Source organism: Aminithiophilus ramosus (assembly GCF_018069705.1).
In the GTDB taxonomy this organism is placed as follows: Bacteria; Synergistota; Synergistia; order Synergistales; family Aminithiophilaceae; genus Aminithiophilus; species Aminithiophilus ramosus.
Window position 1 is genome coordinate 23,577 of sequence record NZ_CP072943.1, and the last position, 25,357, is coordinate 48,933.

21 protein-coding genes are annotated in these 25,357 nt (G+C 66.5%); 10 read left to right on the forward strand and 11 right to left on the reverse strand.

The window, feature by feature from the left end:
* Positions 1-4 precede the first annotated feature (4 nt).
* Both KAR29_RS00120 and KAR29_RS00125 read left to right on the forward strand, forming a co-directional pair.
* A complete protein-coding gene (locus tag KAR29_RS00120) occupies positions 5-1,495 on the forward strand; it encodes a coiled-coil domain-containing protein (protein WP_274373628.1) in 1,491 nt (496 codons plus the stop codon).
* A 700-nt stretch (positions 1,496-2,195) separates the two neighbouring features.
* Positions 2,196-4,166, forward strand: coding sequence for a methyl-accepting chemotaxis protein (locus tag KAR29_RS00125; RefSeq protein WP_274373629.1), 1,971 nt, complete (start codon positions 2,196-2,198; stop codon positions 4,164-4,166).
* Between the two features lie 22 nt (positions 4,167-4,188).
* On the opposite strand, the gene KAR29_RS00130 is transcribed toward KAR29_RS00125, so the two are convergent.
* The gene (locus tag KAR29_RS00130) at positions 4,189-4,671 is read right to left on the reverse strand and encodes a GIY-YIG nuclease family protein (RefSeq protein ID WP_274373630.1); all 483 of its coding nucleotides are present in this window, start codon (positions 4,669-4,671) and stop codon (positions 4,189-4,191) included.
* Between the two features lie 5 nt (positions 4,672-4,676).
* Positions 4,677-5,933, reverse strand: coding sequence for an APC family permease (locus KAR29_RS00135; protein ID WP_274373631.1), 1,257 nt, complete (start codon positions 5,931-5,933; stop codon positions 4,677-4,679).
* A 23-nt stretch (positions 5,934-5,956) separates the two neighbouring features.
* Between KAR29_RS00135 and KAR29_RS00140 the strand changes: the two genes are divergently transcribed.
* Positions 5,957-6,388 (forward strand): hypothetical protein, encoded by a 432-nt coding sequence (locus KAR29_RS00140; protein WP_274373632.1) that lies wholly within the window; start codon positions 5,957-5,959, stop codon positions 6,386-6,388.
* A gap of 249 nt (positions 6,389-6,637) precedes the next feature.
* On the opposite strand, the gene KAR29_RS00145 is transcribed toward KAR29_RS00140, so the two are convergent.
* Positions 6,638-7,618: a LysR family transcriptional regulator gene (locus KAR29_RS00145; RefSeq protein WP_274373633.1), complete on the reverse strand. Its 981-nt coding sequence runs from the start codon at positions 7,616-7,618 to the stop codon at positions 6,638-6,640.
* A 151-nt stretch (positions 7,619-7,769) separates the two neighbouring features.
* On the opposite strand from KAR29_RS00145, the gene KAR29_RS00150 reads away from it, so the two are divergent.
* Positions 7,770-9,038: an APC family permease gene (locus tag KAR29_RS00150; RefSeq protein WP_274373634.1), complete on the forward strand. Its 1,269-nt coding sequence runs from the start codon at positions 7,770-7,772 to the stop codon at positions 9,036-9,038.
* Here the strand turns inward: KAR29_RS00150 and cls are convergent.
* The 6 genes from cls to KAR29_RS00180 all read right to left on the reverse strand — a co-directional run bounded on the left by cls (position 9,022) and on the right by KAR29_RS00180 (position 15,340).
* Complete coding sequence (gene cls, locus KAR29_RS00155; RefSeq protein WP_274373635.1) at positions 9,022-10,452, reverse strand: cardiolipin synthase; 1,431 nt, start codon at positions 10,450-10,452, stop codon at positions 9,022-9,024. The two genes, KAR29_RS00150 and cls, sit on opposite strands and share 17 nt — an antisense overlap.
* A complete protein-coding gene (locus tag KAR29_RS00160) occupies positions 10,449-11,195 on the reverse strand; it encodes an endonuclease/exonuclease/phosphatase family protein (RefSeq protein ID WP_274373636.1) in 747 nt (248 codons plus the stop codon). The genes cls and KAR29_RS00160 overlap by 4 nt, the downstream gene beginning before the upstream one ends.
* A 749-nt stretch (positions 11,196-11,944) precedes the next feature.
* A complete protein-coding gene (locus KAR29_RS00165) occupies positions 11,945-12,937 on the reverse strand; it encodes a hypothetical protein (RefSeq protein ID WP_274373637.1) in 993 nt (330 codons plus the stop codon).
* An 88-nt stretch (positions 12,938-13,025) separates the two neighbouring features.
* A complete protein-coding gene (locus tag KAR29_RS00170; protein WP_274373638.1) occupies positions 13,026-13,694 on the reverse strand; it encodes a hypothetical protein in 669 nt (222 codons plus the stop codon).
* Positions 13,685-14,848: an iron-containing alcohol dehydrogenase gene (locus KAR29_RS00175; protein ID WP_274373639.1), complete on the reverse strand. Its 1,164-nt coding sequence runs from the start codon at positions 14,846-14,848 to the stop codon at positions 13,685-13,687. The genes KAR29_RS00170 and KAR29_RS00175 overlap by 10 nt, the downstream gene beginning before the upstream one ends.
* Positions 14,849-14,926: 78 nt before the next feature.
* Complete coding sequence (locus tag KAR29_RS00180) at positions 14,927-15,340, reverse strand: hypothetical protein (protein WP_274373640.1); 414 nt, start codon at positions 15,338-15,340, stop codon at positions 14,927-14,929.
* A 331-nt stretch (positions 15,341-15,671) separates the two neighbouring features.
* Between KAR29_RS00180 and KAR29_RS00185 the strand changes: the two genes are divergently transcribed.
* Entirely contained in the window at positions 15,672-16,847 is a 1,176-nt protein-coding gene (locus KAR29_RS00185; RefSeq protein WP_274373641.1) for a M20 family metallopeptidase, read from the forward strand.
* Between the two features lie 13 nt (positions 16,848-16,860).
* Here KAR29_RS00185 and KAR29_RS00190 read toward each other — a convergent pair whose 3' ends face one another.
* Together KAR29_RS00190 and KAR29_RS00195 are read right to left on the reverse strand one after the other, a co-directional pair.
* The gene (locus tag KAR29_RS00190) at positions 16,861-17,715 is read right to left on the reverse strand and encodes a methyl-accepting chemotaxis protein (protein ID WP_274373642.1); all 855 of its coding nucleotides are present in this window, start codon (positions 17,713-17,715) and stop codon (positions 16,861-16,863) included.
* 267 nt (positions 17,716-17,982) lie between these two features.
* Positions 17,983-19,419 (reverse strand): ISNCY family transposase, encoded by a 1,437-nt coding sequence (locus tag KAR29_RS00195; RefSeq protein WP_311135599.1) that lies wholly within the window; start codon positions 19,417-19,419, stop codon positions 17,983-17,985.
* Between the two features lie 88 nt (positions 19,420-19,507).
* Here KAR29_RS00195 and hydE point away from each other — a divergent pair, with 88 nt between their 5' ends.
* From hydE to KAR29_RS00220, 5 genes are all read left to right on the forward strand, one after another.
* The gene (gene hydE, locus KAR29_RS00200; protein WP_274373643.1) at positions 19,508-20,560 is read left to right on the forward strand and encodes a [FeFe] hydrogenase H-cluster radical SAM maturase HydE; all 1,053 of its coding nucleotides are present in this window, start codon (positions 19,508-19,510) and stop codon (positions 20,558-20,560) included.
* 211 nt (positions 20,561-20,771) lie between these two features.
* Positions 20,772-21,254, forward strand: coding sequence for an NADH-quinone oxidoreductase subunit NuoE family protein (locus KAR29_RS00205; protein WP_274373644.1), 483 nt, complete (start codon positions 20,772-20,774; stop codon positions 21,252-21,254).
* Positions 21,255-21,270: 16 nt separating this feature from the next.
* Complete coding sequence (locus KAR29_RS00210; protein WP_274373645.1) at positions 21,271-21,669, forward strand: (2Fe-2S) ferredoxin domain-containing protein; 399 nt, start codon at positions 21,271-21,273, stop codon at positions 21,667-21,669.
* 30 nt (positions 21,670-21,699) lie between these two features.
* A complete protein-coding gene (nuoF, locus tag KAR29_RS00215; RefSeq protein WP_274373646.1) occupies positions 21,700-23,493 on the forward strand; it encodes an NADH-quinone oxidoreductase subunit NuoF in 1,794 nt (597 codons plus the stop codon).
* Positions 23,494-23,512: 19 nt separating this feature from the next.
* Entirely contained in the window at positions 23,513-25,285 is a 1,773-nt protein-coding gene (locus KAR29_RS00220; RefSeq protein WP_274373647.1) for an NADH-dependent [FeFe] hydrogenase, group A6, read from the forward strand.
* Positions 25,286-25,357 lie beyond the last annotated feature (72 nt).

Consider the following 25,357-nt stretch of genomic DNA (forward strand, 5'->3'; position numbering starts at 1 on the left):
GGGCATGAACGAAGATAAACTCCGCAACGGACAGGACCCTGAAGACAGGGAAGAAGAACGGATCGAGACGGATTCCATCGGCACTCCCATCGACGGGGAGGACCCTCTTTTCACGGACGAGACCGACGTCGAGTCCCTTCAGGAATCGGACCGCCAGGAAGCCGCCTCCGACGGGGAGCCACGAACCGGAACGGAAGAGCTCTCCCAGGTCGAGGAGCAGGCCGTCCTCCTGGGCCGCTCCGACGACGCCGCGCCCTCTGCCCCCTCGGGGCCCGCCGCGCCCCGAGGGGGCCGTGGCGCGCTCTGGCGCTCCCTGGGGCTTTTCGTCGTCATCGTCCTCATCCTCAACGTGATGTGGACCCAGATGAACAAAAAAATTCTGGCTCAGGCCGAGAGCACCGCCTCTCTCCAGCTTCAGGTGGAGAAGATCGGCGAGGAGTACGCCGCGGCTCAGAAGAACATAGGCGATATGAAGGCCGTCCTGGAGACGCTCACGGGAGAGTTGGACCTCTTCCAGGGAGCCCTGGAGCGGGTCGAGGGGAGCGCCCAGCGCCACGAGACCTACCTCCGCAACGATCTGAACCGCCAGAAGGCGGCCTTGACCGAGATGGCCCGACTCGTCTCCGTCCAGGAAGCCCTCCTCGAGGGGGGTGCCGCCGAGATCGTCGAAGAGGAAGAGGCTGCCGCTTCCGTCGCCGCTCCCGACATCATGGAAGAGCAGCTGCGGATCAACGTCGAGACTCTCCGTCTCACCAAGGAATCGCTGGAGATGACCAAGGCCGCCCTGGTCGAGACGGAAGGGCGCCTGACTGCCGCCGAAGAACGTGCCGCCTCCGCCGAGAAGGAACTGGAAACCGTCAAGGCCAATCGCGACGCCGAGCGGGCCGAGCTGGAAGAGGCCCTGGCGGCCATGACGGCCCGGGCCGAGAAGGCCGAGGCCGAGCTGGCTCAGGCCGTCGAGTCCGTCGAGTCCTCGAAGGGTGAGCTGGAGGCCAAGGCCCAGGCCGCCGCCGAGGCCCGCATCGCCGCCGAGGCCAAGGCGGCCGAACTGGAGGCGGCAGTCGCCTCCGAGCGCGATAGGGCCTCAAAGGCCGAAAACGCCCTGGCGGAGACGGAAGCCCTTCTGGAACGGGCCCGCTCCGAATCGGCGTCCGGAGCGAAGGACAGAGAGGGGCTCCAGGGAAAACTGAAGGCCCTTGGCGACAAGGTGGCCGCCATGGAGGAGAAACTCCAGGCCTCTCAGGCCAAGCTGACCTCCACGGAGGCCCTCCTCGAGGCCGCGCGGGAAGAGATGAAGGGCTTGAAAGAGCCCGCCGAGGCGTCGGCGCCTGCCGTGACGGAGACTTCCGAGGCCGTCGAGGCTCCCGCCGAGGCGAGCTCGCCCGACCGGGCCGAGACGGAAGTCCCTGTGACGGCCTCGCCCGATCAGGTCGAGACGCCCGCCGAGACGGAAGTCCCCGTCGAGACGGCCTCGCCCGACCAGGCCGGAGCCTGAGGTCCATCCTTTTCGCCTGACTCGGATTCGGGCGACGCAGGAGAGAGGGCTCCGACGGCCGTCGGGGCCCTCTCTCCTTTTTGTATGGCTTTTCCTGTTATGATTCCCTCTTGCAGGCCTCACATGATTCTGCTAGACTGGAGACAACAGAGGGACAACAACGAGCCTGAAATTAAAACCTTGAGGTCCGAGACGAGGAGGCAGAGACATGCACTATGTCACTACTTTGGGGGCGGGTGTTGCTTTAGGGCTCTTGATCGGTCACGTGCAGGCTTGTCGGAAGCGACACGCCCTGAAAAACCTCATCCGAGCCTACCAACAGTAAACTGGAAGGAGACAAGGCGGCGGTCCTCGTCTCGTCCATCGGCAGGCAGACTTCGTCGGGCCCTGATTCGCGGTCCTCGAAGCACCTTGCCGGCGCACGCTCGAGTCGAATTGTTTCAGTCCTCCAGTCGCTTCCCGGCCGGGCCGATGGAGCTTTCCGCCCTTTTTGCCTGCGGATTCGGGAGTCTCGTTCGGTCCATCGATGCCGCCGAGGCGGGGTTCCTCTTTAGAGAGACCCCTCCTCGGCGGCATCGTCTGTCGTTCCTCTTCGGATCTTCTTGAATAAAAACCTGAATTTTATAATTTTATACTGGTTTTCGAAGTGGGTTTCGTGTACGATTTTAACGTCATCTCGAATCCCAGAGGAGGTCGTGCCATGAAATCCCTTCGTGGAAGACTGATCGCAACGTTTCTCGCCGTTGCCCTGGCCGCCATGGCCGTCGTCGGTTTCCTGGCCCTCAGCCGAGCGGAAAAGGCCATCATCGCCGCGTCCCAGAAAGAGGGGGCCGCCCTCGTCGAGGCCCTTGTGATGCGCATCGAAGGGTATCTCAGGGAGAGGGCCTCCATCGTCGAGGCCCAGGCGGAGCGTTACGTCGTCCGCTCCATGGATTGGGCACAGCAGGAGCCGGCCCTGGAGGGGCTCTATGACCGCTTCGATTTCTTCGACCTCTGGATCATCGACCTCAACGGCGACGCCCGCTTCGTGAAGAGGGATAAGACGGGCAACTACGCCGACAGGGACTACTTCACCCGCGCCGTCAGGGAGAAGAAGACGACCCTCACCGACCCCATCGTCTCCCGCACGACGGGAGAGCAGATCTTCGTCATCTCCGCCCCGATCGTGGGCGACGGCGGAAAGGTCGTCGGCGTCCTGGCCGCCTCGATCAACCTCAAGTCCATCTCCAAGGAGATCGCCTCCGTCCGGTGGGGCCTCACGGGCTACGCCTACGCCATCGACGGCCGGGGCATCATCGTCGCCCATCCTCTGGCGGAGATCGTCGGGAAGCTGAACGCCTCCGAGGTGAGCGACATGGTGGCTCCCGAACTGGCTGCGGCTATGCGGCGGGGCCTGACCGGAGAGAGGGACGTCGTCCACTACGTCTTCAGAGGCGACGAGAAGTACGCCGCCTTCGCGCCCATCCCCTTCGTGGGCTGGGTGGCGGCCCTCACCTCGCCGGTCCGCGAGATTCTCGGGCCCGTCGTGGCCCTGCGGAATGTCATCCTCGTCGCGACGGCCCTGCTGACGCTCCTGATCGTCCTGATCTCCGTCCTTTTCGCCAACGGCATCGCCCGTCCCGTGGCGGTCATCGAGAAGCGCATGGAGGCTCTGGCCGAAGGCGACCTGGCCACCCCCCTCGAGGTGAGAAGCTCCATCGCCGAGATGCGCCGGCTCTCCGTCTCGCTGGAACGGGGCCTGACGAGCCTGTCGGCATCCTTCACCGTCGTCGCCGAGGGAAGCCGAGATCTCCTGGAAAAGGTCCAGGAGGTGAGCGCCGCCGGTGAGGAGTCGGCCGCCTCCATCGAAGAGGTGGCGGCCATGGTGGAGCGGACGCGGGGCAACGTCCGCGACACGGCCGCGGCCATCGAGGAGACGAACGCCGGCGTCGAGGAAGTCGCCGCCGGGGCCCGTGCCGGGGCCGCCATCGCCGCCGATATGAGCGAGCAGGCTCAGGAGATCAGCCGCGTCGCCGAGCGGGGGGGAGAGGCCGTCGTCGACATGGTCGGTCTCATCGACAGGACCTCGTCGGCGGGAGTGAAGGTGGGGGAGGCCGTCGAGGCCCTGGCCCAGTCGACGGAGGCCATCGCCGGATTCGTGGCGACGATCACCCGCATCGCCGATCAGACCAATCTCCTGGCCCTCAACGCCGCCATCGAGGCCGCCAGAGCCGGCGACGCCGGACGGGGGTTCGCCGTCGTCGCCGACGAGGTGCGCAAGCTGGCCGAGGAGTCGAACAGGGCGGCGGGAGAGGTGGGGCGCCTCATCGAGGAGGTCGCCCAGGCCGAGACGACGCGGCAGGTCATCGGCAACGTCGTCTCCCGCATCGCCGCCGTCAGCGAGGGCATTCAGAACGTGGCCGCCACCATGGAGGAACAATCGGCCTCCAGCCAGGAGATGGCCGCCGGCATCGATCACGTGGCCCGCTCGAGCCAGGAGATCGAGGGGCAGATCATGGCCGTCTCCCGCTCCATGGAGGAACAGTCCAAGGCCGTCGAGTCCGTGGCCCAGACCGCGGAGACCCTCGTCTCCCTGGGCGGGAACCTCAACGAAGCGGTGTCGCGCTTCCGCCTCCGTTCCGGTCGGTCCCTCCCGTCGAAGGGACTGGCCCTCCCGGCCCGAAAGGGCTGAGGCCTGAAGGGGGCCTGTTCCGTCAGGGCGGTTCCGCGGCCGAGAGGTCCGCGCCTTTTCCGGCGCGGACCTCTCGGCCGCATGACGCAGAGGGGCTCTTCCCTTCCAGGCCGAAGGCCGCAACGAGGGCCTCTTTTTTCGTTTTCGGCAGTCCCTTGAGACGGGCCTCGCCCCTCAGGGCCTCGCCCGGCGAGGCCCATCTCTCCCAGTAGACCAGGTTCAGGGGGAGACGGCCGCGGGTGTAGCGGGCCCCCCTGCCCCTGCGGTGGGCGTCGAGACGGCCGTCGAGATCGACGGTCCAGCCGCAGTAGAGGCTGCCGTCGCCGCAGCGCAGGAGGTAGACGAAACAGGCTCGGGACGGATCGTGCCCGCTCGCGTCCGCCGCCGGCCCTTCCCGGGGGTCTTCGCCGTCGCGGCGGACGTTCGTCGGGACCTCCCCGGGGGAGGTCCCGACCTTGTTTTGTCTTCGAGCGTCGAGGAGGGGGGCGTGACGTCGACGGGGCACGTGGCCTAGCCCTTCGCTCCCCGTCTCCAGACGAGGTAGCCTGCGGCGGTGAGACCTGCCGGGAAGAGGACCCACCAGGAGAGGTCCGAGAGGAGCAGGGCCGACGTGAGGGTCGCCCCGCCGCTGACGAGCCACCGCTTCGCCCCTCGGGTGAGGCGCCAGTAGGCGACGATGGCGAAGGCGAAGAGGAAGACGAAGTTCTGACTCACGAGGATGACGAGCTGCCCCGTCGACAGCCCCGTCAGGGGGGCCATGACGGTGACGGCCGAGAAGAGGGCCAGAAGGACGAAAAGGCTCAGGCGGGGAATGCCCCGGCCGTCGAGGCGGGCCAGGGGGGCGGGGAGGATGGCGTCGCGGGCGCCGGCGTAGAGCATGCGGCTGATGGAGAAGACCCAGACGTTCCCGTTGGCCAGGAGGACGAGGATCATGACGACGATGAGCCCCTTCTCGCCGAAGCTGCGGGGGAGAAGATCGGCCATCCCTGCGGCGCCGCCGACGGAATGGCCCGAGAGGGCCGCTCCCGTGCTCGTCAGGGCCAGGAGGAGGTAGAGGGCCGTGACGACGAAAAAGCTCCCCCAGAAGGCGACGGGAATGTTCCTCCGGGGGTTCTGGAACTCCTCGAGGCCGTAGGAGAGGTTCTCCCATCCCAGAAAGGCCCAGAAGAGGAGGGCGCAGATGGAGGCCACGGAACGGAAGGCGAGGGGCTCTTCGCCTGAGGCGGTCTCTCCCAGGGCCGCCAGGCCCCGATCGATGAAGCCCATGTTGTGGGCGATGACGATGACGAGAAGGCCGGCAAGGGTCGAGAAGGCCAGGCCGTTGACGGCCGATGTGGCCCGGACGCCGAAGAAGTTGCTGGCCGTCATGGCCACGATGAAGAGGAGGGAGAAGGGGATGACGGCGCTCTCCGAGGCTCCGACGAGGCGGACGATGTAGGCGGCGGCGATGTTGGACATGGCCGGCATGCCGAAGGCGACGCTGCCGATCATGAGGTAGACGACGGCGTTGTTGCCCCAGGGTCCCACGGCCTCCTCTGCGTAGCGGGAGAGGCCCGCCGCGGTGGTGAAGCGGACGCCCAGGTCGGAGAAGATGAAGATGAGGGGGATCATGGCCAGGGAGATGAGGACCCAGGCCGCCAGGGCCTCGTGAGGCGTTCCCATCTCGAGGGCCAGGCCGGGCAGGCCGAAGAGGCCCGATCCGAGAATCATCGTCACGGCCAGGACGACGCCGCGGGTCATGGTGATTTCCTTGCGCAGTTGGGCCATGGGTTCTCTCCTTAAAGAGGGATTTGTTCATTGGGCGTCCAAAGGGGATTTTCCCTTCTGGCGCCGTCCTCGTCAAGGCGTCGGGCCCGGCCCGACGGCGGCGACGCTCTCCGTTCGTCGTCGGGAGTGGATGGAGCGAGGGCAGCCGCGCCCTGGCGCCGAGGTTTCTCGGGATCAGGGCCATTCTCGCCAAGAGTTTCGCCAGGATTCACCTCGCTAACCGGGTCAATTTCGGCATCGTGCCCCTCGTCTTCCGCGACGGGCGAGAGTACGAAAAAATCGCGCAAGGCGATCGGCTGGTTCTGGAGACGGCCGACGTGACCGTTGCGACCGATTTCGATCTGTGGAACGAGACGTCGGGACGGGCCATCTCCGTCCTCTGTTCCCTTTCGGACGAAGAGCTGGCCATCGTGAGGGCCGGAGGCAGGCTCAGGGGCATCGGCACGTCGGCCTGAACGTCATCGTGTCCTTCCACGATCCACGGCCCTTCGCAGGTCGCTTCGGGTGTGTCGCGGCCTGTCCGTCCGCGAGCCGAACGGAGCCCGGCGCGTTATCGGCACCGGACCCTGGGGATGCGCTCGGTCCGGCTTTGCAGGACCGCCAACGCTTCCCGTCGGGCCTTTTCTGAACCTCCCGGCGCTTCATGGCTCCGACAGGGCGAGGCGATCTCGCCCTGTCGCCCGGCCTCTCCGCTCCGGTCGTCCTCAGGCCGCCCCGCGACGGTTTCCGTCGGGGGAGGAGGGCCTGCCCGGAGGCGCTCCGTCTCCCTCCCCTCCCTTTCCCGGAACATTCCCGTCCCACCGTAGCGCCCTCTCTCGGGCGAGGTCGATGAAGGCCCTGGCCGCCGCCGAGAGAGGGCGCTTCTTTCGCCAGGCGAGCTGGATCAGGAAGACCTCCTCCAGGGGAGGCGCCTCCAGCTCGCGGAGCGTTCCCTCGCGGAGCTCCTCCTCGATGTAGAGGCGCGGCAGGAAGGAGAGGCCCATGTCGCTCTGGACGCAGCGCTTGATGGCCTCGACGCTGGAAAAGGCCATGACCCGGCCGGGAACGAGGCCCTGGCGGCGGAAGAGGCTCTCGACGGTGATGCGGTAGCTGCATCCCTGTTCGGTGAAGAGGAAGCCCTCTTCGAGGTTCCCCGTCGCGAGTCCCCTCAGGAGAGCGTCTCTCTCCGTCCGTGCCGAGCCCACGAAGACCATGGCCTCCCGGCTCAGGATGGCCACCTCCAGGTCGGGGTGGCGGACGAGGGGCATGATGAGGGCCGCCAGGTCCGTCTCCCCCTTCAGGACGCCCTCGACGATCTGGGCGCAGGAGGCGTTGGTCAGGCTGAGCGAGACGGAGGGAAAACTCTGCCGGTAGAGGGCCAGGACGTCGCCCAGGCGGGCGACGGTGACGCTTTCGGCCGCCCCGATGCGGAGGGCGCCCGAGGGTTCCCTCCCCCTCTCGCCCAGAGCCCCGATGCGCGCCTCCAGGGCCAGCATCTCCTCGGCGAGGGCCCGGAGGCGGGAGCCCTCTTCGGTGAGGCCTGGCCTGCGCCCCTTCCGATCGAAGAGGGGGGCGCCGACGGCCTCCTCGAGGGCCTGGATGTGGGCCGATACGGTCGATTGGGAGTAGCCCAGCCGCCGGGCGGCCTCGGTGAAGCCCCCCCTTTCGACGATGGCGAGGAAGGTCGTCAGATGGCGGGTCTCCATGCTCTTTCCCCCTTCCCTTTTCTCCGAGGCGCTCCGCCATGTCCCGGAGCGCCTCGGCATCGGATAATCCGATCGGTGCCATTCGATCTTTCCATTTTACCGATGGACCGAAGTCCTTTATAGTCCTCCTCACAAAAAGGAGGCGAGTTCGTTGCGAAAGAAAATGAGCGTTCCGGCCCTGGCCGGTCTTCTCGTCGGGCCCGTTCTGGGCTCGGGAATCCTGCTCCTCCCCCCTCTGGTGCTTCAGGGGGCTCGTGCCCTCTCCTTCGAGGCCTGGGCCCTGACGGTTCTCCTCATGGGGCTCTTCGCCGCCGTCACGGCCGCCCTGAGCCTTCGCTTTCCCGGCGACGGGGGGCTGACGGAGGCCGTGGGACGGGCCTTCGGTCCCGCCTTCCGCGACGTCTGCGGCTGTCTTCTGGCCGGGGCGGTCTGCTTCGGCCCGGCGGCGGTTCTCCTGACGGCGGGACAGTATCTGGCCGGGGAGTCCCTTCTTTCGGGCCGGGCCCTGGCGGGAGCCCTCTTTCTGGCCCTTCCGGCTTTTTTCGTCATCAGGAGACGGGCCGCTTTCGTGGGACACCTGGCCCTCTGGGCCTCGTCCCTCATCGCCGTCGTCCTTCTGGCGGCGAGCCTTTACGTCCTCTTCCACCCGGCCGAACCCCTTCTTCTGGACAGGCCGTCGCCCCTCCAGTTCGGCAAGGTCGTCATGCTTCTTTTCTGGGCCGTCATCGGCTGGGAGATTCTGGGCAACTACAGCGCCGAGATCGAAACTCCGGAGCGGACCATCCCGAAGGCGGCGGGCCTGGCCTTCGCCGCCGTCGCCGCCGTCGATCTGGCCGTGGCCGCCGCCCTGCCCCGAAGCCCTGCGACGGAAGGGGCCCTGCCCTCCATGACCGATCTGCTCCGGCCCCTTTTCGGCCTGCTGGCGACGCCTCTGCTCCTTCTGCTGGGGACGCTGCTCTGCCTGTGCACCTACGTCATGATCGTCGGCGGCGTGGCCCGCCTCGTCGCCTCCCTGGCCGAGAGGGGCCGTCTCCCCCGCTTCCTGGCCGTCCGAAACGAAGGAGGCGTTCCCGCCAGGGCCGCCTCGGCACTGACGGCGATGCACGTCGTCCAGATCGGGGCCGTGGCCCTGGGCCTCGTCGACGTGGCCGATCTCATCGGCGTCGCCAACGGCCTCTTCCTGCTCAACGCCCTTCTCGTCGTCGCGGCCGGGGCGAGACTTTTCCCGAGTCCGGCGGCGCGCTGGGGATCGCTGGCTCTGGCTCCGGGCTTTCTGCTTCTTTTCGCCATGGCCGACCGGCTCTCCCTCCTGGCGGCCGTCGCCGCCCTCCTCGTCTCCCTGGCGGGGGGCGGAAAAGAGGGAAGCCCCCTCCTTGGAGGGGGCTGGGCCGAGGCGGAAGGCGTCAGAGGAGGGGACTGAGGAGTTTGGCCACGCCCTCGACGGTCTTCTTCCAGAGGGGGCGTTCCCGCCAGGCGCCGGGGTCGAGGCGCCGCGACCGGGCCAGATAGCCCTCCTGGGCCTCGACGATGAGGCCCGTCACCTCCCTGCCGTAGAGGACCATGTTGAGCTCGAAGTTGAGGGCGAAGGAGCGGATGTCGAAGTTGCTCGAGCCGAAGAAGGCCATCTGGCCGTCGACGGTCATCGTCTTGGCGTGGACGATGTCGGGGCCGAAGAGGTGGATGGCCACGCCGATCTCCATGAGGCGGCCGAAATAGGCCTCGGCGGCGCGGCCGACGAAAAACTGGTCGCCTCGGCGGGGAACGATGAGATCGACGGCGGCGCCGTTGAGGCAGGCCACCTCCAGGGCCTGGAGGAGCCCCTCGTCGGGGATGAGGTAGGGCGTGGTGATGACGACCCGTTCCCGGGCCTGGAAGAGGGCCAGGGCGACGAGGCGCTGGTAGTTCTCCGTCGAGTAGGCCGGGCCGCTGGGGACGGTCTGGAGGAAGGAGCCGCCGCAGCCCCTCTCCTCGGGAAGGGCGGCGGCGATGATCTCGTCCGTCTCGACGTACCAGTCCTCGAGGAAGACGCCCTGGAGCTGGCCGACGATGGGGCCCGTCAGACGGAGCGTCAGGTCCTCCCACCTTCGCCCCTGGGCCTTGCCGCCGTAGGTGGCCTCGGTGATGTTGTGGGAGCCCATGAAGCCCACCGATCCGTCGATGACGGCCAGCTTGCGGTGGTTGCGCAGGTCGAAGCGGGCCGAGAGCCTGCCCCGTCGGAAGCGGGAGAGGGGGAGGGCGCGGGCGAGGCGGAGGGGCCCGTTCAGGGTCGCCCCCTCTCGCCTGAGGTATTTCTTGGAGCCCAGGTCGTCGAGAAGGAGCCGACAGGCGACGCCCCGCGCTGCGGCCCGTTCCAGGGCCTCGAGCAGAGGTGCCGTGACGGCGTCGCGCTCGAAGATGTAGTAGAGGAGATGGACCGACTCCCGGGCCCCGTCGATGTCCTCGACGAGGCGGTCGATGAGGGTCGTCTCGCCGTCGATGAGCTCCAGCGTCTCGGCCCGGCTGACGGGCCACTGGGCCAGCTTGGTCCCCAGGCGGCTCACGACGGAGGCTCCCTCGGAGAGAGGGGGATCGGGACAGCTTCGGCCGTGGCCGACGACGTCCCTCAGACGCCTCAGGGCCCTTTCGTGGCGCTCGCGGCGGAGCTTGGGCAGTTTCGTCGACCCCAGGGCCAGGTAGAGAAGGCCGCCGGGGAGGGGCCAGAAGAGGACGATCAGCAGCCAGGTCATGGCCACGGCCGGAGGGTGGCGCTGGGGGAGGACGCAGAGCGCGCCGAGGCGGACGGAGAAGAAGAAGAGGTTGTGGAGGACGAGAAAAAGCGTGCTCCCGTCGCTCATCGCCGATCCCTCCCGGAGGCGATGTCGACGTCGCAGAGGAGGGGGAGGTGGTCCGAGAGGGTCACGTCGGGAAGGTCGAAGGTCCTGACGCGCACGTCGGGCGTCGTCAGAAGGCAGTCGAGGCGCCGCGTCGGCCTGCGGCTGGGGAAGGTGGGGCGGGCCGTCGCGTCGGCGTCGACGAGGCCCGTCGCCTCCAGGAGGGGCTTCAGCTCCTGCGAGCCCCGGAGGAGGTTGAAGTCGCCGCCGACGAGGAGCGGTCTGTCCAGGCTCCGGCAGCGCAGGGCCAGCTCTTCGAGCTGCGTCTTCCGGGCGCTCCGTCCCAGGGAGAGGTGGGCCAGGAGGACGGTGAAACCGGGAAATTCCACCTCCAGAAGGCTTCTTTTGACGCCCCGGGAGAAGAGGTTTTCCCTGGAGGCGACGATGGGAAGGCGGCTCAGGACGGCGTTGCCCTGAGTGGAGAGCAGGGGCAGTCGGCTCAGGGGTGACGTGCCGTATTTGGGGGAGAAGGCGTGGTTCCAGGACCGCGGGGCCAGGCTCCGGGCCTGATTTCGGCCGCCCTGGCGGTAGGAGCCGCCGTCGACCTCGCAGAGGCAGGCCACGTCCACGTCGAGGTCGTCGAGGAGGGCGCCGATGCGTTCCGTCCCGCCTCGGGCGGGCCGGAAAAAGCCGGCGAAGGGGAAGGGAAGGTGGTAGCTCCAGCCGCATCCCGTGCCGTAACGGATGTTATAGAAGAGAATCCTCATCGAAGGGTCCTGCCTTTCGCGTCTCCGTTCCGTATCCCTGCGGGAGGTCGGTCCCCGACCCACAGTCAAAGACAGAATGGACGTCCATCGGTCCGGCCAGGAGGTGCCTGGAGGGCGGAGAGGGTTGCCTCGAACCCGCACCTGCGAGGTGCTTTGAGCGGACCTCGGATCGGTCCGACGGAGTTTGTCTTGAAGAACCTGCCGATTCGGGTCCACCTGTGGGGGGATTAAAGCGGGTCTCGCATCGGCGGACCCAGCGGAGTCCGTCCTGAAGGGCCTGTGGATTTTTGGGCCCCCGTCGCGATCCCGGGAGGAAGAGGCCTCTCGCGGCCTGGGCGGATTGCCCGGGGGAAATCGAGAGACCGCTCGCGCCGCCAAGCCGCCAACAGAGCCCGCGAGAGGCGGGCTGCATCGTCCTTTCCCGGAGGACTCCGGTCCGGTCGTGTGGTTGCGGGTCTGTGATCGAGGCGGGCGATCGCTGCCCGTCGGCCTTCCATTCTAGCCCTTCCGGTCCCGGGAGAAAATGGCCCCGACGACGAAAGGGACCCGCCTCAGGCGTGGTCCCTTTCGTGAAATCGGCTATCTCAGGCCGCAGGCTCCTGGAGGAGCCTCAGCGCGGGGGGATCATCCCCGCCGGGATGTTCGCTATAGGGTTGTCCTTACCGTGGTTTTTGCCGATCGGTCGACTCCCCCTTTCCGTTTCCCTGTGCACCCCGATTATAGAACAGTTCTGTCGGATCGGCAAGGTCTCAGGGGCGGAAGCCCTGGGCCTCAATCAGTTGGGCCTCGAAGGCGTCGAGGCGGGCGAGGGTCTCGGGGAGAAGCTCCAGGCGCAGGGCCTGGCGGAGGCGGCGGCCCAGGGCGCTCCGGTCCTCCTTCCGGTCGGCCTGACCCTGCCAGCCGATCTTGACGCGCCCCTCGAAAAGGTCGAGGTCGACGAGGCGATTCCCTTCGGCATCGTATTCCAGCCCCAGCAGGAGGGCCTTGATCCGCTCGGGGGCGATGAAGGTGGCGAGGCGGAAGCGGTAGACGGAGACGGCCATGAGGATTCTCGCGAAGTCCTTGCCCCACCCCTCGCCGAGGACCAGCCCCAGGTCGAGGTCCTCGAGGACGAGGCGCACCCTTCGGGCCTGGAGGTCGTAACGCTCCCAGACGTCGTAGACGCGGATCTCCAGGTTACGCCAGGCCTCGCCCCCGGCGGCCTCGTTGAAGTATTCCAGGGCCCGTCCCCTCAGGCGGTGGAAGAGCTTTTCGTAGGGGCTGTCGAAGTAAAGCACGTCGGGCTGAAGATCGGCCAGGGCCAGGGGACGGTTGAGATTCTTCTCGGTGAAGCAGAGGACGACGGGGTGGCGCCCCGACCAGCGGAGGAGCTGTTTGAGCTTGCCCGGCCGGGCGTCGAAGTCGCGGGCGATCTGTTCCATCGCCCTCTCCCTGTCCCCGCTGAGGCGGAAGAGGATGGCCCGAGGCAGAGGGCGGACGCGGAGCGGAGCCTCGAGGTCGGCGTTGATGAGATGGGCCAGGATGTCGACGGGCGAGGCGTCGGCCAGAAAGGTCTCAAGCCGCCCCCTGTCGAGGTCGCGGCGGGAGAAGAGGAGAAGGGTCTGGTCCTCACGGGCCCGGTCCCAGAGGTCCCGCGGCGGCCGCGCCTCGAGGGGAAAGGCCTCCTGAAGGAGGCGACGGGCCGACGGCCCGCCGGTCTGAATGAAAAGGCCACGGGCGCTTCCACGAAGGAGCGAGAGCATCGATGACACCTCCCGGACGGATGGGGATCTGGAGGGACCTGTCGCGGCAGGCTCCTCTCCTTGAATGAGGGATCGGCAAGGCCCTCTCCTAAAGGCCGATCTTCCGTTTGAGGCAGCGGTCGCCGTCGACGTAAGCCGGATAGGCCAGGCGGTGGACGGTGCCCCCTTCGATGGCGATGACGCTGAGGGCCTCGAGGCCGTTGAGGTAGCGGGCGTCGGCCCTTTGCCCTTCCGGAGGCGACGGCGCGTGGCCGAAGAGGTTGAAGGGGCACGGCGGTCGGGGCAGGTCGCGGAAGCGGTGAGCCAGGGCCAGGCTCTGGCCGCCGACGCGGATGGCGCCTCCTCCTTCGAAGAAGGTCGCCGCCGGAAGAAGTTCGGCGATGGCCTCGGGGCTGTCGTGGTTGCCGCAGGCGATGAAGAGGCCCTCCTCGAAAGGGGGCAAAAGGCGGCGGAAGGTCACCAGACGGCGACGGTAGCGGTCGATCTCGCGGGGGTTCCGTTCGAGCTTGACGTCGTCGGCCACGTCTCCCGTGTGGATCAGGGCCCTGGGACGGAGGAAGGCCACCAGCCGCCCCAGGTCGCCGTAGAAGGTCGAGGGCGTGTCGGAGACGTGGAGGAGGCAGCGCCCGCGCAGGGGCTCGAGCTCGAGGGGCCGGGCCATCTGGCCCGTCAGGCGCCGGGCCGCGTGCCCCATCCGCCCCAGGACCGATTCCCGATCCCGTTCGGAGCCGCTCCCGCCGCCTCCCGTCAGCGGCACCTTTCGAGAACGGCCCGGACGTCCTCCTCGCCGAGGGGGACGAAGGTCCCCACGGGGCCCTTCTCGACGGCCTTGCGGGCCATTTCGTCGAAGCGGTCGTCGCCGATGGACAGCTCCTTCAGGGTCGTCGCCAGGCCGCAGGAGCGCAGGAAGGCCCGGAAACGGGCGATCCCCTCCCGTGCCGTCCTCTCCATGTCGAAAAAGTCGGGTTCCACGTCCCAGACGCGATGGGCGAACTGGGCGAAGCGTCTCAGATCGTGGCCGACGACGTGGTCCATCCAGGCGGGAAAGACGACGGCCAGCCCCGCTCCGTGGGCCACGTCATAGAGGGCGCTCAGCTCGTGTTCGATCCTGTGGGAGGCCCAATCGCCCTCGCGGCCCGTGTCGAGGAGATCGTTGTGGGCGATCGTCGAGGCCCACATCAGCTCGGCCCGGGCGGCGTAGTCGTCGGGGCGGGCCAGGGCCCGGGGGAGGTTGGCGATGATGGTTTTCATCGTCGCCTCGCAGAGGCGGTCCGTGAGCTCCACGTCGGCCTCGTTGGTGAAATAGCGCTCCATGACGTGGGCCAGCATGTCGACGGCTCCGAAGCGGGTCTGGTCGGCGGGAAGGGAGAAGGTCAGCTCGGGGTTGAGGAGGGCGAAGCGGGGACGGAGGAGTCCGTTGCGGAAGCCCCGCTTGTAGAGTCCCTCTTCGTTGGTGATGACCGAGACGGGACTGGTCTCGCTCCCGGCGGCGGGAAGGGTCAGGACGACGCCGACGGGAAGGGCCCTCTCCGGTTTCGAAATTCCCTCGAAGAAATCCCAGACCCCGCACGAGGCGGGAATGCCCAGGGCGATGGCCTTGGCCGAGTCGATGACGCTTCCCCCTCCCACGGCGAGGACGAGGCCGATCCTCTCCCGGCGGCCCAGCTCGATGCCCCTTTCGACGAGGCTCAGTCGGGGATTGGGTTGGACGCCGCCCAGCTCGACGACGTCGACGGCCGCGTCGGCCAGGCTCGCGGCGATGCGATCGTAAAGGCCGCTTCGCTTGACGCTCCCTCCCCCGTAATGGAGAAGGACCGTGGCGGCGAGAGGAGCCGTCTCGGCGCCGACGCGCTCCTCGGCGGCGCGGCCGAAGAGAATCTTCGTCCCGTTCTGAAAGGTGAAATCGCGCATGGAAAAACCTCCTTCGTCAAGTCAAAAAAGGCCTCGCCCGGAAGGCGAAGCCGCGACAGGTCTCGGCGCTGCGGGGGGTCAGAGATCGTAGACGGCGGCCACGTCGAAGGGGAGATCCATCCCCTTCGTGCGTTCGATGCGGATGAAGCGCTTCTCCCCCTCCCGCCTCAGCCGCAGGGGGACGAGAGGACGTCCCGAGGCGTCGGTGCAGGCCAGAGGGGTGGGGCGGGAGTCGGTCTCGACGGGAAGGCCCCGACTCTCGGCCAGGTAGCGCTTCAGGATCTCCAGCTCGCCGGCGGTGAAAAACTCGTCGACGTAGCCCTTGACGTGGAAGCGGTCCTCTTGGGGCAACTTGTCGAAGTCCCGGACGAGACTGCCGTAGCCCGATAGGTGAGCCTCGCCGGAACGCAGGGGAATCCAGACGACGCGCACATTCTCCCGGCCCTGGAAGGACGTGAGAACCGAATAGGCTCGGTAAAGGAACAGTTCCATGGCCACTCCTCCTTTGCTCTTCCCATTATAACGCCGGCCGGTCGTGGCGGTCTTCCCCCGGACGAGCGAGGAGAACACGGAAATCTTGTCGACTTCGCCGGCCCCTCCCCGATTCACGGGCAGAGCCGGATGGAAGCGCCTCTCGCCCGGCCGGCGTCTGGAAAACGGGGACGGTCGCCCCGAATCCGCACCGACGAGGTGGCCGGAACGGGCCTTGAATCGGCGGATCCGGCGGCGTCTGTCTTGAAGAGCCTGCGGATTAGGGCCCCTCTCCTCTCGTAGGCAAAGCCATCACCGAGGTCTACAATGGCGGGACAAGGAGGTGTTGTCCGTGAAAACCTACTCTGCCCTGGCCCGACGTCTCGACGACCGCATCGAGACCGAGACCGAGGCCGCCGTCGCCCTCAGCGAGGACCTGGCGGCCCATCCCGAGCTCTCCGGCGAGGAATACGAGAGCAGCCGCAAGATCGTCGCCCTTCTCGAAAGGGCCCGGTTCGCCCTCACCTTTCCCTACGCCGATCTGCCCACGGCCTTCAGGGCCACCAGGGGGAGCGGCACCCCTCGCGTGGCCCTCCTCGTCGAGTACGACGCCCTTCCCGAGCTGGGCCATGCCTGCGGCCACAACCTCCACGGCGCCATGTCCGTCCTCGCCGCCCTCGGCCTGGCCGAGATCGTCGACGACATCGGCGGCACCCTCGACGTCATCGGCACGCCGGCCGAGGAGACGGACGGCGCCAAGTGCTCCATGGCCGACAAGGGCCTCTTCGACGGGTACGACCTGGCCCTCATGATCCACTCGGGATCGGGCGTCTCCATGGCCGCCTTCCGGTCGCTGGCCATGGATGGCTACCGTTTCACCTTCCGGGGCAGGACGGCCCACGCCGCGGCGGCCCCCTGGGAGGGGCGCAACGCCCTCAACGGCGTCCAGCTCTTCTTCCACGCCGTCGACATGCTGCGCCAGCACAGCCGTCCCGAGGCGAGGATCCACGGCGTCATCGACAGGGGCGGCACGGCGCCCAACATCGTCCCCGAAGAGGCCGTCTGCCGCTTCGAATTCCGGGCGCCGGCGCGGACCTATCTCGACGGCCTCAGGGAGCGCTGTTTCGACTGCGCCCGAGGGGCGGCCCTGGCGACGGGGACGGAGGTGACCTGGGAGAAATTCGAGTCGAGCTTCGACGAGATCGTCCCCAACGAGGCCGGCGAGGCCCTCGTCGAGGAGATCTTCGACGAGCTTTCCATCCCCTTCACGACGCCGGCCGATCCGGCGGGCTCGACGGACATGGGCAACGTGAGCCGCCGTTGCCCGGCCCTCCATCCCATCCTGGCCGTCACGCCTCACGACTACCCCCTCCACACGAGGGAATTCGCCCGAGCCGTCGTCGGTCCCGAGGCCCACAGGGCCCTTCTCGCCGGAGCCCGCGTCCTCGGCAGGGCCGTCCTGCGCACCTTCCTCGACGGAGATCTGAGGGAGGCCATGAGAAGGGACCTGGAGAAGAACCGGCGGTGACGGGGCGCTCCGCCTAAAAAAGAGTCTCCAGGGCCTTGCCCGTGTCGTCGAGGTTTTCCGAGGCCTTGCAGAGCCTGGCGATGAGCTCCTGGAGCTTGGCCGTGTGAACCTGCCGTTCCTGACCCATGCGGCCGATCTGCTGGAGTGGCTCGGCCATGGCCGGAAGGGTCTGGCCGAAGGAGGAGAGGACCGATCCGATGGTCCGGGCCGACTGGTCCGTGTCCTCGGCCAGCTCCTTCACCTCTCCGGCCACGACGGCGAACCCCCGTCCCGCCTCTCCGGCCCGGGCCGCCTCGATGGCGGCGTTGAGGCCCAGCATCTTCGTCTGACGGGCGATGCCCTGGATGGAGTGGACGATCTCGTCCATCTTGGCCGCCTTGGCGCTCAGCTCCTCCATCTGGGCCACGAGAGGCGTGAAGGTCGTCCGGACCTGCTCGTTTCCCTTCATGAGCGAGTCGGCCAGAGCCGTCAGCGGCTCGACGAGACCGTCGATCTCCTTGCGCAGGTTCCCCAGGCTGCGGATCTGCCCCTCGATGACCTGGCGGCATTGCTCCTCCCGGGCGATGATCTCGTAGATGAAGCGGCAGTCGGCCGACGTCAGAAGGCCCACGTTGTCGGGCTTCCATCGGCGCAGTTTTTCCGTCACCTCGGCGACGCCCGTCACCTCCAGGAGAAGGTCCATAGGCTGCTGCAGAAGGCGGTCCATGTCCTGGGTGGTGAAGAGGCGGTGCTGCTTGGCCAGCAGGACGGCGGGCGCGTCGCTGTTCCTGTCCATGACGCCGGTGATCTCCAGCCCGAGAGCGATGAAATGCCTCAGAAGCGTTGCGGCTCCTTTGCCCCCTCCGACGAAGGCGATCCGGAAAGCCATCGAGAACCCCCCTTAAGGAATGGTGAACCTACCGGTTCGAGCTTGGAACGACTCAGAAGTAGTGTACGTTCTTTTTCCCTTTCGGCCAAGCCGCTCCCCACTTCCCGGCGATCGGGCCGATGCGGGGCGGGACCGCAAACTGTCAAGGGACACTAAAAATGTCATCTAAAAAGAGGGTCTGAGGGACAATGAAAGTGTCGCTTTCGAGGGGCTGAAATCGCCCCCGTCAACAGCCCGCCTTGGCTTTCCTCCGCGGCGGAGGTCCTTCTAGGGAGGGGAACCCGTCCCTTGCTCGGAGCCGACCGCCGCGGCAGGAGGAGCGGGATTCTGTCGCCAGGGATGGTCTGCCGCCGGCTTCCTCTGCTTCTTCGTTTTGCATGGAGTGCCTGTCTTCGTCTCGATGACAGGCGGGGGAGTCGCAGGGGGCTCTTTGTCGACGGCTGCGAGATCGTAGAGCCCGTCATGGACAAGAGCCAGGAGTTTCCCGTCGAGCTTCTCGATGACCTTGACCGCCTGTCCTCTGGCAAGAAGCAGGGGGCGTCTGCGGGGGCCTATCAGGGCGTACTGTTTTCCGTCGAGGGAAATCGTCGAGTCTCCCGAGGCCTTCCGGTCGGTCTGGCGAGTCAGGAGGAGATCGAGAGCGGGGCCGTCCGGCGGAGGGAGAAAGGCAGATGCCCCCTCTGCGGGAGGACGAGCGAACCTCGGGTTATGGACCTCTCCCGGGTAGGCGGCGAGCAGGACGTTGGCCTCTTCGATCGTTTTCACTCCGGCCCGTCGGAAGGCGACGACGAGACGATCCTGAAGAGTTCCCCAGAGCCTTTCGATCCGCCCCTTCGCCTGGGGAGACCCTGCAGGGACATAGCGAGTTCCGAGAGCCTCCAGAGCGCGGCCGAACTGGGTTACAGGCGCCGAGTCCTCCAGCTCCTCCTTGATCGTCAGTTTTTCCGACTTGGGAGAAAGGAAGATGGTGTGGCGGTCGGCGTAAAGCTCGCGAGGCACGCCGTGGCGATCAAGCATCTGACGGAGCACGCGGAAGTAGCCGAAGAGGCACTCATTCCTGGCCATCCACAGACCGAGGACCTCTCCTGTGGCATCGTCAATCACGCCGTGGAGAGTGCAACGCTCACCGATCTCGAACCAATCGAAAGGAGAGGCGTCCATCTGGACCAGATCGCCTCGTCGGGACCGTCGGACCCTGCGGGAACGCCGCTTCGGGGCCCGGTGGCGATGAACGAGGGACAGGTTCTCCGCGCGAAGGAAACGGGCGATGCTCTTGGCGCTCAGCACGAGATCATGCTCTTCGGCAAGGAGTTCGGCCATGTGCTGACAGCTCGTATCCCTGTAAAGACCCTTGGCCAGACTGACGACGAAATCCCGTGTCTCCTGAGAGATTCTGCGCCGGGACGGTTTGCCTCGTCCCTTGTGCAGGAGCCCCTGCGCTCCTTCTTCCCGGTAGCGTCGTTTGAGCCGAAAGACCTGACGGCGGCTCAGACCGAGCCGATCGGCCACCTCCTGAACCGTCAGGTTGCCCGCGACAGCCTCTTCCACCAACCCCAAGCGCCTTGCTTCTTTTGTCTTCATGAGTAGGTCTCTCCTGGTCGTCATAAGTGACATTTTCCCTGTCCTCTTCACGAGTGACAATACCATTGTCCGGCGACAGGGGCGGGACCGCAAACTTGACAAAAAAAGCACTAAATGTATCATGTATGGGATTGGGCTCGTAGAGCCCCGCCGCTCCGGCGAAGGGCTTCCTGTGCGCTGTTTCGCGGGAGAGAAAGGGAGGGACCGAGCCTTGAAGACAGGATCTGCGGAGATCGCCCGCCTTCTGGCCCGTCCGCTCGAGGAGCTCGTCGCCGAGGCCGACAGCCTGCGTCGCCTCCGCCACGGCGACGGCGTCTGGATTCGGGGGCTGTTGGAGTTCACCAACCGCTGCACCTGCAACTGCCTCTACTGCGGCCTGCGTGCCGCCAACGGTCGTCTCGGCCGCTACAGCCTGACGGAGGAGGAGATCCTTCTCTCCGTCAGGGCCGGTTTCGCCCGAGGTCTGGGCACCTTCGTCCTCCAGGGCGGGGAGGACCCCGACTGGACGACCGATCGCCTCTGCCGCCTCGTCGAGGCCGTCAAGGTCGAGACGGAGGGGAGGGCGGCCGTCACGCTCAGCTGCGGCATCAAAAGCCGCGGCGACTACCGTCGCCTCGCCGCCTGCGGCGCCGATCGCTACCTCCTGCGCTTCGAGACGGCCGATCCAATCCTTCACGAACGTCTCCGCGGCGGCATCAGTCTTCGTCGCCGCCTCCAGGCTCTCGACGACCTCCGCGAAGAGGGGTTCGAGCTCGGATCGGGATTCATGGTCGGCCTTCCCGGCGAGACGGAGGCCGTTCGTGTCGCCAATCTCGAACTCTGCCGCGATCTGGCCCTCGACATGGTCGGCATAGGACCCTTCATCGCCAATCCCGACACGCCTCTGGCCGGCGAGGCCTCGGGCACCCTGGAAGCGACGGTGCGGATGACGGCGGCCCTGCGCCTCCTTCTGCCCGATGCCAACATCCCCGCCACGACGGCGGCCGGCTCCCTCTTCAGCCAGGGAAGAGAGGCCATGCTCGGAGCCGGGGCCAACGTCCTCATGCCCAACGTGACGCCCCTGGCCTATCGGGAACGCTATCTTCTCTATCCCGGCAAGGACACGATCACCCAGGATGGCATTCAGGAGCTGGAGGCCATCGCGGCCCACCTCGAGGAACTGGGCCGCCGCGCCGATCTCGGGAGGGGCGATTCGCCGTCGAGGACGCGCACTAATAAAAAACAAATGGATCAAAATTCAAAGAAAACAATCGAGAAAACATAAAAAACCAAAACAATCGCCTTCATGCATGCTCTTTACGTTGTTGGGCCTTCCTGTTACAAAAAGTTCAGGGCCGTTGTCTCGCTGCGAGAGCCCTCGGTTGTCGTGAGAAGAAAAACTGCCCGGAAGCGGTCCTTGGGGGGAAACTTTTTTGTGAAAGTGAATTCAAGTGTTTTATGGGACTCTTTCCAAAAGGGGAAAAGGAGGCAAGGGAATGACCACATGTTGCAAGACCCATCCGGGCTATGAGGAGCTGGCGGCCTTTATCGAGGGGCTGCCCGACAAGAAGGGGGAACTCATAACGGTTCTCCACCGGGCCCAGGGGATTTTCGGCTGTCTGCCACGCGAGATTCAGGAGTACGTGGCGGAGAAGATGGAGCTCCCCCTGGCCAAGGTCTACGGCGTCGTCAAGTTCTACTCGTTCTTCCACATGCTGCCCAGGGGCAAGCATCCCATCTCGGTCTGCATGGGAACGGCCTGTTACGTCCGCGGCGCCGAAGATGTCGTCGAGGAACTGGCCAAGCAGCTCAAGATCAAGGTGGGTGGCGTCACGGAGGATGGCAAGTTCTCCCTCGACACGCTCCGCTGCGTCGGGGCCTGCGGTCTCGCTCCCGTCGTCATCGTCGGCGAGAAGGTCTACGGCCGCGTCTCGCCCTCGCAGATCTCGGCCATCCTGGCCGAGTACGCCGAAGCCTAGGTCAGGAGGGGTCGTCATGGCTAAGATCGGTTCTCTCGAAGAGCTGCGCAAGCTGAAGGAAAAGACGAAGAACGCCACGGAGCTTCGCGAGAAGGGACACGACATCGAGAAGCTCGTTCAGGTCAAAGTCAGCATGGCCACCTGCGGCATCGCCTCGGGCGCCCGGGAGACTCTGGCCGATTTCATGAGGCTTTCCCGCGAGAAGGGCATCGAGAATATCGTCTTCACTCAGACGGGCTGCATGGGCTACTGCCACAGCGAGCCCACCGTCGAGGTGACCAAGCCCGGCGAGGATCCCATCGTCTTCGGCAACGTCAAGGGCGACAGGGTCCGGGAAATCGTCGAGAAGTACATCCTCAAGGGCGAGCTTGTGGCGGATATCATTCCCACCGCCTACAAGACCATCGACCAGTGACCGCTGTAGAAGGGGAAGGTGTCTTTCTCAATGGCTGACGTCAAGATGCATATTCTCGTCTGCGGCGGGACGGGCTGTATTTCGGCCCAGAGCGACAAGATCGCCGAGAACCTCCGTCGCTGCCTGAAGGAGCAGGGCCTGGAAGAGGAAGTGAAGGTCCTCATGACGGGCTGCTTCGGCTTCTGCGAGCAGGGTCCCGTCGTCAAGGTCGCTCCCGACAATACCTTCTACGTCAAGGTCACGCCCGAAGACGCCGAGGAGATCGTCGCCGAGCACATCATCAAGGGGCGCAAGGTCGACAGGCTGCTTTTCGTCGATCCCGAGACGGCCGAGCACGTGGCCGACTCGAAGCACATGGAGTTCTACAAGAAGCAGATGCGCATCGCCCTGCGCAACTGCGGCTTCATCGACCCCGAGAATCTGAGCGAATACGTGGCCCGCGACGGCTACCTGGCCCTGGGACAGATCCTGGAGTCCATGACGCCCCAGCAGGTCGTCGACGTCATGAAGAAGTCCGGCCTCCGCGGCCGGGGAGGCGGCGGCTTCCCGACGGGGCTCAAGTGGGAGTTCGCCTCCAAGTACCAGGACGACCAGAAGTACGTCATCTGCAACGCCGACGAGGGGGACCCCGGCGCCTTCATGGACCGCTCCATCCTCGAGGGCGACCCCCATTCCATCGTCGAGGCCATGGCCATCTGCGGCTACGCCATCGGCGCCAGCAAGGGCATGGTCTACATCCGCGCCGAATATCCCCTGGCCGTCAAGCGCCTCCGCAAGGCCATCGAGGACGCCCGCGAGGCCGGCCTCCTGGGATCGAACATCCTGGGCAGCGACTTCGCCTTCGACATCGAGATCCGCTACGGCGCCGGAGCCTTCGTCTGCGGCGAGGAGACGGGCCTCATCCACTCCATGGAGGGCGAGCGGGGCGAGCCGACGAGCAAGCCTCCCTTCCCGGCCGAGAAGGGCTTCTGGGGCAAGCCGTCGAACGTGAACAACGTCGAGACCTTCGCCAACGTCCCCGTCATCTTCCTCAAGGGCGCCGACTGGTTCGCCTCCATCGGCACGGAGAAGAGCAAGGGAACGAAGGTCTTCGCCCTGGCCGGCAAGGTCAACAACGTCGGCCTCGTCGAGGTCCCCATGGGAACGACGCTGCGCGAGGTCATCTTCGACATCGGCGGCGGCATCCGGGGCGGCAAGAAGTTCAAGGCCGTCCAGACCGGCGGTCCCTCCGGCGGCTGTCTCACCGCGAAGCATCTGGACACGCCCATCGACTTCGACAACCTCATCGCCGCCGGCTCCATGATGGGCTCGGGCGGGATGATCGTCATGGACGAGGACAACTGCATGGTCTCGGTGGCCAAGTTCTACCTGGAGTTCACCGTCGAGGAGTCCTGCGGCAAGTGCACCCCCTGCCGCGTGGGCAACAAGCGCATGCACGAGATCCTGGAGAAGATCACCAGCGGCAAGGGAACCGAGGCCGACCTGAAGCTTCTCAAGGACCTGGCCCTGATCATCAAGGACACCTCCCTCTGCGGCCTGGGCCAGACGGCGCCCAACCCCGTCCTCTCGACGCTGGACAACTTCCGCGACGAGTACGAGGCCCACGTGAGGGAGAAGCGCTGCCCCGCCGGGAGCTGCAAGAAGCTCATCTCCTTCGAGATCGTCGCCGACAAGTGCAAAGGCTGTACGCTCTGCGCCCGGGTCTGCCCCGCGGCGGCCATCAGCGGCAAGGTGCGGGAGCCCCACGTCATCGACCAGGACAAGTGCGTCAAGTGCGGCGCCTGCATGACGGCCTGCAAGTTCGGCGCCATTATCAAGAAGTGATTCGGGGAGGGCAGGCGAGATGCAGCAGATGATCAACCTCAACATCGACGGCAAGTACGTCAAGGTGCCCCAGGGCAGCACGATCCTCGATGCCGCCCGCAAGCTGGGCATCGATATCCCCACTCTCTGTCACCTCAACCTCGAGGGGACTCCCATGGTGAACCAGGCCGCCTCGTGCCGCATCTGCGTCGTCGAGGTCAAGGGGCGGCGCAACCTGGCTCCGGCCTGCGCCACGCCCGTCGCCGAGGGGATGGAGGTCCACACCCACACGATCCGCGTCCTCCACGCCCGGCGGATGGTGCTGGAGCTGCTCCTCTCCGACCATCCCAAGGACTGCCTGGGCTGCGCCAAGGCGGGCAACTGCGAGCTTCAGGACCTGGCCGAGCGCTTCTGCTTCCGCGAGAACCGCTTCGAGGGGGCCGATTTCAGCCAGAGCCACTACGTCAAGGACATCTCTCCGGCTCTGATCCGCGACATGGACAAGTGCATCATGTGCCGCCGCTGCGAGACGATGTGCAACAAGGTCCAGACCGTGGGCGCCCTCTCGGGAATCAACCGCGGCTTCAACGCCGTCGTCGCCCCCGCCTTCGAGATGCCCCTCGAGGAGTCGGTCTGCACCTTCTGCGGCCAGTGCGCCGCCGTCTGCCCCACGGGGGCCCTCGTGGAGCGCGACTACTCCTGGGACGTCATCGAGGCCCTGGCCGACCCCGACAAGGTCGTCGTCGTCCAGACCGCCCCGGCCGTCCGGGCCGCCCTGGGCGAGGAGTTCGGCTACGAGCCGGGCACCCTCGTGACGGGCAAGATGGCCGCCGCCCTGCGGGTCCTGGGCTTCGACCACGTCTTCGACACCGACTTCGCCGCCGACCTGACCATCATGGAGGAGGCCAGCGAGTTCCTCGACAGGCTGACGCGCCACCTCCAGGGCGACACGTCGGTGCGCCTTCCCATCCTCACCTCCTGCTGCCCGGCCTGGGTCAAGTTCTTCGAGCACCAGTATCCCGACATGCTCGACGTCCCCTCGACGGCCAAGTCGCCCCAGCAGATGTTCGGCGCCATCGCCAAGAGTTACTTCGCCGAGCAGCTCGACATTCCCCGGGAGAAGATGGTCGTCGTCTCCGTCATGCCCTGCCTGGCCAAGAAGTACGAGGCCGGCCGGGATGAGTTCTCCGTCGACGGCAACCGCGACGTCGACATCTCCATCACGACCCGCGAGCTGGCCCACATGATCAGGAGGGCCAACATCGACTTCCGCGCCCTCCCCGACGAGGATTTCGACCGTCCTTTGGGCGAGTCGACGGGGGCGGCCGTCATCTTCGGCGCCACCGGCGGCGTCATCGAGGCCGCCGTCCGCTCCGCCGCCGAATGGGCCACGGGCAAGCCTCTTGAATCGGTCGACTTCACGGCTCTCCGCGGCCTCGAGGGCTGCCGTTCGGCCAAGGTCCCCGTCGGCGACCTGACCCTTCATATCGGCATCGCCCACGGCCTGGGCAACGCCCGCAAGCTCCTCGACTCGATCCGCTCCGGCGAGGTGGAGCCCTTCCACGCCATCGAGATCATGGCCTGCCCCGGCGGCTGCATCGGCGGCGGCGGCCAGCCCTACCACCACGGTCACATGGAGATCATCAAAAAGCGCATGGAGGCCATCTACCGCGAGGACGCCGGCAAGCCGATCCGCAAGTCCCACGAGAACCCCTACATCAAGAAGCTCTACGAGGAGTACCTCGGCAAGCCCTTGGGCGAGAAGTCCCATCACCTGCTCCACACCCACTACTTCAAGCGCCACAGGATCTGATCCGACCGGGGTCGACTTCGCCCGAGTCCGGCCCCCCGCGAGGGGGGCCGGACCTTTAGAGGCGACGGGATA

What these genes read in the sequence shown, in the direction of transcription:
- KAR29_RS00120 (WP_274373628.1), top strand. Translation starts at nt 5, where the DNA reads ATGAACGAAGATAAACTCCGCAACGGACAGGACCCTGAAGACAGGGAA.
- KAR29_RS00125 (WP_274373629.1), top strand. Translation starts at nt 2,196, where the DNA reads ATGAAATCCCTTCGTGGAAGACTGATCGCAACGTTTCTCGCCGTTGCC.
- KAR29_RS00135 (WP_274373631.1), bottom strand. Translation starts at nt 5,933, where the DNA reads ATGGCCCAACTGCGCAAGGAAATCACCATGACCCGCGGCGTCGTCCTG.
- KAR29_RS00145 (WP_274373633.1), bottom strand. Translation starts at nt 7,618, where the DNA reads ATGGAGACCCGCCATCTGACGACCTTCCTCGCCATCGTCGAAAGGGGG.
- cls (WP_274373635.1), bottom strand. Translation starts at nt 10,452, where the DNA reads ATGAGCGACGGGAGCACGCTTTTTCTCGTCCTCCACAACCTCTTCTTC.
- KAR29_RS00160 (WP_274373636.1), bottom strand. Translation starts at nt 11,195, where the DNA reads ATGAGGATTCTCTTCTATAACATCCGTTACGGCACGGGATGCGGCTGG.
- KAR29_RS00165 (WP_274373637.1), bottom strand. Translation starts at nt 12,937, where the DNA reads ATGCTCTCGCTCCTTCGTGGAAGCGCCCGTGGCCTTTTCATTCAGACC.
- KAR29_RS00175 (WP_274373639.1), bottom strand. Translation starts at nt 14,848, where the DNA reads ATGCGCGATTTCACCTTTCAGAACGGGACGAAGATTCTCTTCGGCCGC.
- KAR29_RS00180 (WP_274373640.1), bottom strand. Translation starts at nt 15,340, where the DNA reads ATGGAACTGTTCCTTTACCGAGCCTATTCGGTTCTCACGTCCTTCCAG.
- KAR29_RS00190 (WP_274373642.1), bottom strand. Translation starts at nt 17,715, where the DNA reads ATGGCTTTCCGGATCGCCTTCGTCGGAGGGGGCAAAGGAGCCGCAACG.
- KAR29_RS00195 (WP_311135599.1), bottom strand. Translation starts at nt 19,419, where the DNA reads ATGATACATTTAGTGCTTTTTTTGTCAAGTTTGCGGTCCCGCCCCTGT.
- KAR29_RS00205 (WP_274373644.1), top strand. Translation starts at nt 20,772, where the DNA reads ATGACCACATGTTGCAAGACCCATCCGGGCTATGAGGAGCTGGCGGCC.
- KAR29_RS00210 (WP_274373645.1), top strand. Translation starts at nt 21,271, where the DNA reads ATGGCTAAGATCGGTTCTCTCGAAGAGCTGCGCAAGCTGAAGGAAAAG.
- nuoF (WP_274373646.1), top strand. Translation starts at nt 21,700, where the DNA reads ATGGCTGACGTCAAGATGCATATTCTCGTCTGCGGCGGGACGGGCTGT.
- KAR29_RS00220 (WP_274373647.1), top strand. Translation starts at nt 23,513, where the DNA reads ATGCAGCAGATGATCAACCTCAACATCGACGGCAAGTACGTCAAGGTG.